Source organism: Cellulomonas sp. HZM, from assembly GCF_000708885.1.
In the GTDB taxonomy this organism is placed as follows: Bacteria; Actinomycetota; Actinomycetes; order Actinomycetales; family Cellulomonadaceae; genus Cellulomonas.
Window position 1 is genome coordinate 22,828 of sequence record NZ_JEOE01000034.1, and the last position, 6,336, is coordinate 29,163.

Annotated in this window: 8 protein-coding genes and 1 tRNA gene; 4 read left to right on the forward strand and 5 right to left on the reverse strand. The window is 73.4% G+C overall.

Going from position 1 to position 6,336, the window contains the following annotated elements; translation table 11 throughout:
• Positions 1-12 precede the first annotated feature (12 nt).
• Positions 13-678, forward strand: a complete 666-nt coding sequence (locus AW16_RS0113915) for a TetR/AcrR family transcriptional regulator (protein ID WP_029291357.1) — start codon at positions 13-15, stop codon at positions 676-678.
• A gap of 34 nt (positions 679-712) precedes the next feature.
• Here the strand turns inward: AW16_RS0113915 and AW16_RS0113920 are convergent, their stop codons facing one another.
• The 5 genes from AW16_RS0113920 to AW16_RS0113940 form a co-directional block, all read right to left on the reverse strand.
• Positions 713-1,012, reverse strand: a complete 300-nt coding sequence (locus AW16_RS0113920) for a hypothetical protein (RefSeq protein ID WP_029291359.1) — start codon at positions 1,010-1,012, stop codon at positions 713-715.
• The gene (locus tag AW16_RS0113925; RefSeq protein WP_029291361.1) at positions 1,009-1,509 is read right to left on the reverse strand and encodes a hypothetical protein; all 501 of its coding nucleotides are present in this window, start codon (positions 1,507-1,509) and stop codon (positions 1,009-1,011) included. Before AW16_RS0113925 ends, AW16_RS0113920 begins: the two co-directional genes overlap by 4 nt.
• Complete coding sequence (locus AW16_RS0113930) at positions 1,506-2,909, reverse strand: C2 family cysteine protease (protein ID WP_029291363.1); 1,404 nt, start codon at positions 2,907-2,909, stop codon at positions 1,506-1,508. The genes AW16_RS0113925 and AW16_RS0113930 overlap by 4 nt, the downstream gene beginning before the upstream one ends.
• Positions 2,906-3,217, reverse strand: a complete 312-nt coding sequence (locus tag AW16_RS0113935; RefSeq protein WP_029291365.1) for a hypothetical protein — start codon at positions 3,215-3,217, stop codon at positions 2,906-2,908. The genes AW16_RS0113930 and AW16_RS0113935 overlap by 4 nt, the downstream gene beginning before the upstream one ends.
• A 182-nt stretch (positions 3,218-3,399) precedes the next feature.
• Positions 3,400-3,482 (reverse strand) — tRNA-Leu (locus AW16_RS0113940).
• 377 nt (positions 3,483-3,859) lie between these two features.
• Between AW16_RS0113940 and AW16_RS0113945 the strand changes: the two genes are divergently transcribed.
• From AW16_RS0113945 to AW16_RS0113955, 3 genes are all read left to right on the forward strand, one after another.
• Positions 3,860-4,567, forward strand: coding sequence for a DUF3662 and FHA domain-containing protein (locus tag AW16_RS0113945; RefSeq protein WP_029291367.1), 708 nt, complete (start codon positions 3,860-3,862; stop codon positions 4,565-4,567).
• Between the two features lie 10 nt (positions 4,568-4,577).
• The gene (locus AW16_RS0113950) at positions 4,578-5,084 is read left to right on the forward strand and encodes an FHA domain-containing protein (protein ID WP_029291369.1); all 507 of its coding nucleotides are present in this window, start codon (positions 4,578-4,580) and stop codon (positions 5,082-5,084) included.
• A partial coding sequence (locus tag AW16_RS0113955) for a PP2C family serine/threonine-protein phosphatase (protein ID WP_029291371.1) occupies positions 5,081-6,336 on the forward strand: 1,256 nt, incomplete at its 3' end. The genes AW16_RS0113950 and AW16_RS0113955, both read left to right, overlap by 4 nt.

Below are 6,336 nucleotides of genomic sequence, written 5' to 3' on the forward strand. Positions count from 1 at the left end.
GCAGGGGGTGACATGGAGGTCCGCACCCGGCTCAACCGCGAGCGCGTCCTGCTCGCCGCGGTGTCCCTGGCGGACGGCGAGGGCCTCGACGCGCTCAGCATGCGCAGGCTCGCGCAGCACCTCGGCGTGGTGCCGATGGCCCTGTACAAGCACGTCGCCAACAAGGAGCAGCTGCTCGACGGGATGGTCGAGGTGCTCGTCGCGGAGATCGACCCGCCGCTCGTCGGGACCGACTGGCGCACCGCGGTGCGCGCCCGCGTCCTGGCCGCGCGCCGCGTGCTGCGCCGCCACCCCTGGGCCCGGCCGGTCCTCGAGACGCGCGTCGTCGTCACGCCCGCCGTGCTCGGCTACCTCGACCAGACGATCGCGATGTTCCGCGCAGGCGGCTTCTCCGACGACCTCACCCACCACGTCATGCACGCCCTCGGCAGCCGCGCGTGGGGCTTCACGCAGGAGCTGTTCGACACCCCCACACCCCCGCCCGAGGACCCCGCGGTGCTCGTCGCGCTCGCGCACGCGTTCCCGAACGTCGCGGCGGTGGCTGCGGCCTCGTCGCACGACTCCTCCGCGGTGGACGGGGGCTGCGACGACCAGGCGGAGTTCGAGTTCGCCCTGGACCTCATGCTCGACGGCTTCGCCCGCATGCACGCGCAGGGCTGGACGTCCCGCCCCGGCTGAGCCGGTCCCACCAGAGCATGGGGACCGCGAGCGGTCACACCGTCCCGGCCGACGGCCCCACCGACAGCTCCACCACCACCGGGTCCCGCTGCAGGTCCAGCACCTCCACCCGCCGGCCGAGCCAGTCGTGCGCACGGCCGGGCCGCAGGATCACCTGCACGCCCTCGCCTTGCGCAGGGTCCCTCAGCGCCAGCATCACCGCGTCGTCCGGGGCCGCGGGATCGAGCGGCTTGACGGCGACGATCCCGACGAGCAGCCCGCCGACCCGGTACTGCGCGTCGCGCCCGATCCGAGCCACCTCGGCACCCACCTCCGCACCCTCCTCCGCGCTCACGGCTGCGGCTCCAGCACCACGTCGACCGCGTCGTCCTTCGCCGATCCACCGTCGTGGACCGCGAGGACGCGCACCCGGACGTCGAGGACGTCGGCCTGGCCACCGGCCGGCAGCTCGACGCGATGCCACTCGTCGCCGGCCTCCCGCAGCGCGAACGACGCCACGGGCGCACCGTCGGCCCCGGGCTCGACGTCGCCGAACTCCACCTCGACGGGGTCGCGGCCCTCGACCGGTATCGAGACGACGGGCGGGGGCAGCGCGCGGTTCGGGTACGTCAACCGGACGGCACCGGCCGCCTTGGCCGCGTCGGTCATCGGAGGCGCGGGTCGGGAGTGGTCACCGCCCAGCACGACGATCGCGACGACGATGGCCGCCACGACCACCACGGCGGCGGCGACCGCCACGACGACGCCTCGCCGGACCGACCGTCTGTCGCGGCCGACCGCGGCGGTCACGAGCCCGCTGGTCCCGGTGCTGTCGTCCGTGGGCATGCTCATCCGACCGAGACCTCCGAGAACCAGCGCCGGTACTCGTCCTCGTCGAGGACGACCTGCTCAGGTGCCTGGTCGGTGTTCCCCCAGGGGTTGCGCACGGTGATGCGCTCGCCGTCGTCGGTGTCCTCGACCTTCACGACGATGTACTCGTGGTGGCTGACCAGCTGCTTGTCGAAGACGCGGTCGTCATCGTCGTCTGCCCCCCAGGGCCACACCGAAGCGTCGTCCTTGGTGCCGACGGTGACGGGGTGGCCGGCGTCCAGCTGCTTCTTGACCTCGTCGAGCGACGGGAGGTCGGAGAACATGCCGTCAGTGTGCCTGTCGGCGTCGCGGCCCGTGATCGCCTCCATCGACTGGTCGCCCCAGCCGCCCTCGATGTCGCCGTAGCTGCCGTGGAACCGTGCGAACGCCTTCTCGTAGATCGACACCCAGTTCGGCGCGCCGCCGGGCCCGTGCGCGAACCGCGGGGACGAGCCCCCGGGAACCGAGCCGTCCACCGTCACGGGCACCGGCTTGCCGTCGCGGTACAGCGTGACCGTCCAGGTGCCGTTGCCGTTGTCCGTGACGTGGTCGGCGACGAACGACGGGTCGGCGCGCAGCTCGGCGCCGAGCCCGGCAAGGAACCAGCAGTCGCCCACCGCGCCCTGGTTGATGTCGTCGAGCGAGGCGCCGTCGAGGCTGATCGACCCGCCCCACGAGTAGTCGCCCTCGACGGGTGTCTCCAAGTTGCCGAACGTGGGCTCGAGGACGGGCAGGCCGCTCGACAGCCGTCGCACGGCGGCCGCGGACGCACGCGGCAGGATGTCCGTCCCCAGCTGGAGCAGCTCGTCGTTGCTCAGGCCGTTGTCGCTGAAGAAGCCGTCTCCGCGGCGCATGGCCGCGTCGAGCTTCGCGTACTCGTCGTCGGTCAGGCCCAGCAGGACGGCGTCGAGCTCGTCGTCCTTCAGACCCTGCAGGTGCTCGAGCGCCTCCGTCAGGTCATCGTGGTTCCCGTTCCAGCCGGTGTCGTCGCCGCTCGCGGAGCGCAGCTCGCCGAGCACGCGCCGGATCGACTCCTCGTCGGGCGGCGGCGCGTCGTCGAAGACGTGCGCGAGATCGACCCAGAACCCGTCGCGGTCCAGCTTCTCGCACGCCCGCAGGTGGGCCGCCCGGCGCTCGATCTGTCCGGCCCGCAACGACGCGTCCCGCGTCACCGTGGTCAGGCCGACGCGCTGGGCGTCGTAGTCCGTCGACCAGGTGCCGCCGCGGGGCAGCGGCGCGCCGTCGGCCGTCATGATGATCTCGTGCGCCTCGTCGAGCGTGGCGGCGATCGCCCGGGACAGGTCCGGCGCCTGGTCGCACGCGTTGCGCAGCGCACGCGCGAGCGCATCGGTGCGGTCGAGGTCGAAGCCGGCGAACGTCACTTCGGCACCTTCTCCGCCGCTAGCGCCAGTTTCGCCGCTTCCTTGTCCATCACGTCCGCCGCGTGCTTCCACCACGTCGCCTTGTCACGCAGCGCCGCGGCCGACCCGTCCAGCTGCCGACCCCACGTGCCGAGGTCGTCGTGGGTGTCGCGCGCGAACGTGCCCGACCAGGTGTGCTCGTCGTCGAGCTTTGCGATCGGGTCGAGCAGGGTCGCGACGGCATCGGCCTGACGGCCCGCCTTCTTCGCCAGGTCGCGCAGGCGCGCGGCATCGGCGCGTAGCCGCCGCGCCCGTTCGGCGTCGTCCATCCTTGTGCCCCCTTTTGCCCGCTTCGGGAGGATAGCGTGCGATCCGGGAGCCGTCCGGCGTGGGTCAGGACCGGCCGGGACGGGGCGGACGCGGCCGGAGACGACGAAACCCCCGGCCGGATGGACCCCGCCGGGGGTTTCGTGAAGCGATCGGGCTCCCTCTCGGGACACCCTCGTCTTTGTGCGCGAGGGGGGATTTGAACCCCCACGCCCTTTCGGACACTGGCACCTGAAGCCAGCGCGTCTGCCGTTCCGCCACTCGCGCGCGCCGAGAACACTAACACGGTGCGGCCCGACTCCGGACACGCCGAGGATCCGCTCCCCGCCCGAAGGACGCCCACCGACCCGCTCGTCGGCCCTCGTGCCGGGAGCGAGCAAGCGGTTGGTTGCGGATCAGGTGCCCGGGACGCAACCAACTGCTTGCTCGCGGAGCTGCCGCCCGCCGACCCGGCCGACCAGCCCAGCCGAACAGCCCCCGCACACCGGATCATCACCCCATCCACCCGCGCCGCAGCGGGTCGGTGGCCGCCCCCGGGCACAGAGCGTGGATACGATCGGAGCGACCCACCGCGGCCCGTCCGGGCGGCGGGGGCCGTGCGAGCCCGGCGGACGGGCGTCGTCGGACGCGTGAAGGTGGTGGGTGTGGGCTTCCTCGACAGGTTCGAGAACGGTGTCGAGCGGGTGGTCAACAACGCCTTCGCGAAGGCGTTCAAGGGCGAGCTGAAGCCCGTCGAGCTGGCGAGCGCGCTGCGCCGCGAGGTCGACGAGCGCGCCGCCGTCGTCGGCCGCGACCGCACCGTGGTGCCCAACGAGTTCACGATCGAGCTCTCGACTGCCGACTACGACCAGGTGGAGGCGTGGGGAGCGGAGGCGCTGGCGGACGAGTTCGCCGCGAACGTCACCGACCACGCCGCGAGCCAGCGGTACGCGTTCGTCGGCCCGGTGACGGTGAGCTTCACGGAGGACACCGAGCAGGAGGCCGGCCGGTTCCGCGTGCACAGCGCGACCGTCCGGGGCGCCGTGGCCCCCGCGACGACCGCCGCGCCGAGCGCCCGGCACCCCCTGGTCGACATCGACGGACAGCGCTACCTGCTCACGGGCCCGGTCACGGTGATCGGCCGCGGCTCGGAGGCGGACATCATCGTCGACGACCCGGGCGTGAGCCGGAAGCACCTGGAGATCCGGGTGTCGCCCGACGGGGTCGTCGCGACGGACCTCGGCTCGACCAACGGCCTGTTCGTCGAGGGCCACCAGGTGCCGGCGGCGACGCTGCTCGACGGCAACACCCTGACGATCGGGCGCACGCGCATCCTCTTCTGGACGGGTGGCGAGCCGGACCAGGACGAGTGACGCGGCCCCGATGAGCGAGCTGACGATCACCCTGCTGCGGCTGGGGTACCTGGCGCTGCTGTGGCTGCTCGTGCTCTCCGCCATCGCGGTGCTGCGCCGCGACCTGTACGGAACCCGCATCACTGACCGCCGCACGCGGCGACGCGCCACGGTCGCCGCCGAGGGCCCGCCCCCCGCACCACAGGCCGCCCCGCAGCAGCCCCGGAGCAGCGCGGGCCGCAGCCGCCAGCAGCCGCGCCTCGTCGTCACCGAGGGACCCCTGACCGGCACGATCGTCCCGCTCGCCTCGTCGGCCGTCCTCATCGGCCGCGCGCCCGCCTGCACGCTCGTGCTGGACGACGACTACTCGTCGTCGAGGCACGCGCGGATCTTCCCGCAGGCCGACGGCTGGTACGTCGAGGACCTGGGCTCGACCAACGGCACGTTCCTGGACGACCAGCGCGTCGAGGCGCCGACCCCGCTGACCCCCGGCGCGCAGGTGCGCGTCGGCCAGAGCGTGATCGAGCTGCAGCGATGACGATCGCCCTACGCTACGCGGCGCGCTCGGACGTCGGCCTGGTCCGCAGCAACAACCAGGACTCGGGGTACGCCGGCCCGCACCTGCTGATGGTCGCGGACGGCATGGGCGGGCACGCGGGCGGGGACGTCGCGTCGTCGGTCGCGCTCGCCGCCTTCGCGCCGCTGGACGGCGAGTCGCACGGGTCCGACGACGCGCTCGACCGGCTCGAGACCGCGCTCGAGGAGGCTCGCGACGAGATCGTGGCCCGCAGCGAGGCCGAGCCCGAGCTCGCGGGCATGGGGACCACCGTCATCGCGATCCTGCGCGCGGGCAACAAGCTCGCGATGGTGCACCTGGGCGACTCGCGCGGGTACCTGTACCGCGACGGCGTGCTGACGCAGGTCACCACGGACCACACGTTCGTGCAGCACCTGGTCGACATCGGCCGCATCACGCCCGAGGAGGCGGAGCACCACCCGCAGCGCTCGGTCGTCATGCGTGTGCTGGGCGACTTCGACGCCGAGGTCACGCCAGACATGTCGGTGCGCGAGGCGCGCGTGGGCGACCGCTGGCTGCTGTGCTCGGACGGCCTGTCGGGCTTCGTGTCCGCGGACACGATCGCGGAGACGCTGCGCACGGTCGGGGACGTGGACCAGTGCGCGGACCGCCTGGTGCAGCTCGCGCTGCGGGCCGGCGGCGGGGACAACGTCACGGTGGTGCTCGCCGACGTCATCGAGCTCGACGACGTCGCCGACGGCGCGGGCCCGACGACGAACGCGACGGTCGTCGGCGCGGCGGCCACGACGTGGGACGCGCCGACGAGCGCCGAGCAGAGCCCGGCGTCGCGTGCGGCCAACCTCGGCAAGCCCGCCCCGGACGCCGGCCAGGACGGCGCGGCGGACGACGACGAGGACGACGAGCCCGACGAGCCGCGCCGCCGCTCGCGCGGGTGGCTCGCGGCGGTCGCGGTCGTCGTGCTGCTCGCGGTGGCCGGCGCGGGCTCGTGGGCGTGGCTGCGTACGCAGTACTACGTGGGGGTCGACGGCACGCAGGTCGCGATCTTCCGCGGGGTGCCGCAGCAGCTGGGCCCGGTCGCGCTCTCGACGCTGGTGGAGACGACGGACCTCGCGGCCGACGACATCTCGTCGGCCTACCTGCGCGAGCGCGTCGACGAGACCATCCACGCCGACTCGCTGACCGACGCGCGCCAGCAGGTGGACCTGCTGCGCCAGGACGCGACACCGACCCCCGACCCGACGCCCATCAAGAC

What these genes read in the sequence shown, in the direction of transcription:
- AW16_RS0113925 (WP_029291361.1), bottom strand. Translation starts at nt 1,509, where the DNA reads ATGAGCATGCCCACGGACGACAGCACCGGGACCAGCGGGCTCGTGACC.
- AW16_RS0113950 (WP_029291369.1), top strand. Translation starts at nt 4,578, where the DNA reads ATGAGCGAGCTGACGATCACCCTGCTGCGGCTGGGGTACCTGGCGCTG.
- AW16_RS0113935 (WP_029291365.1), bottom strand. Translation starts at nt 3,217, where the DNA reads ATGGACGACGCCGAACGGGCGCGGCGGCTACGCGCCGATGCCGCGCGC.
- AW16_RS0113915 (WP_029291357.1), top strand. Translation starts at nt 13, where the DNA reads ATGGAGGTCCGCACCCGGCTCAACCGCGAGCGCGTCCTGCTCGCCGCG.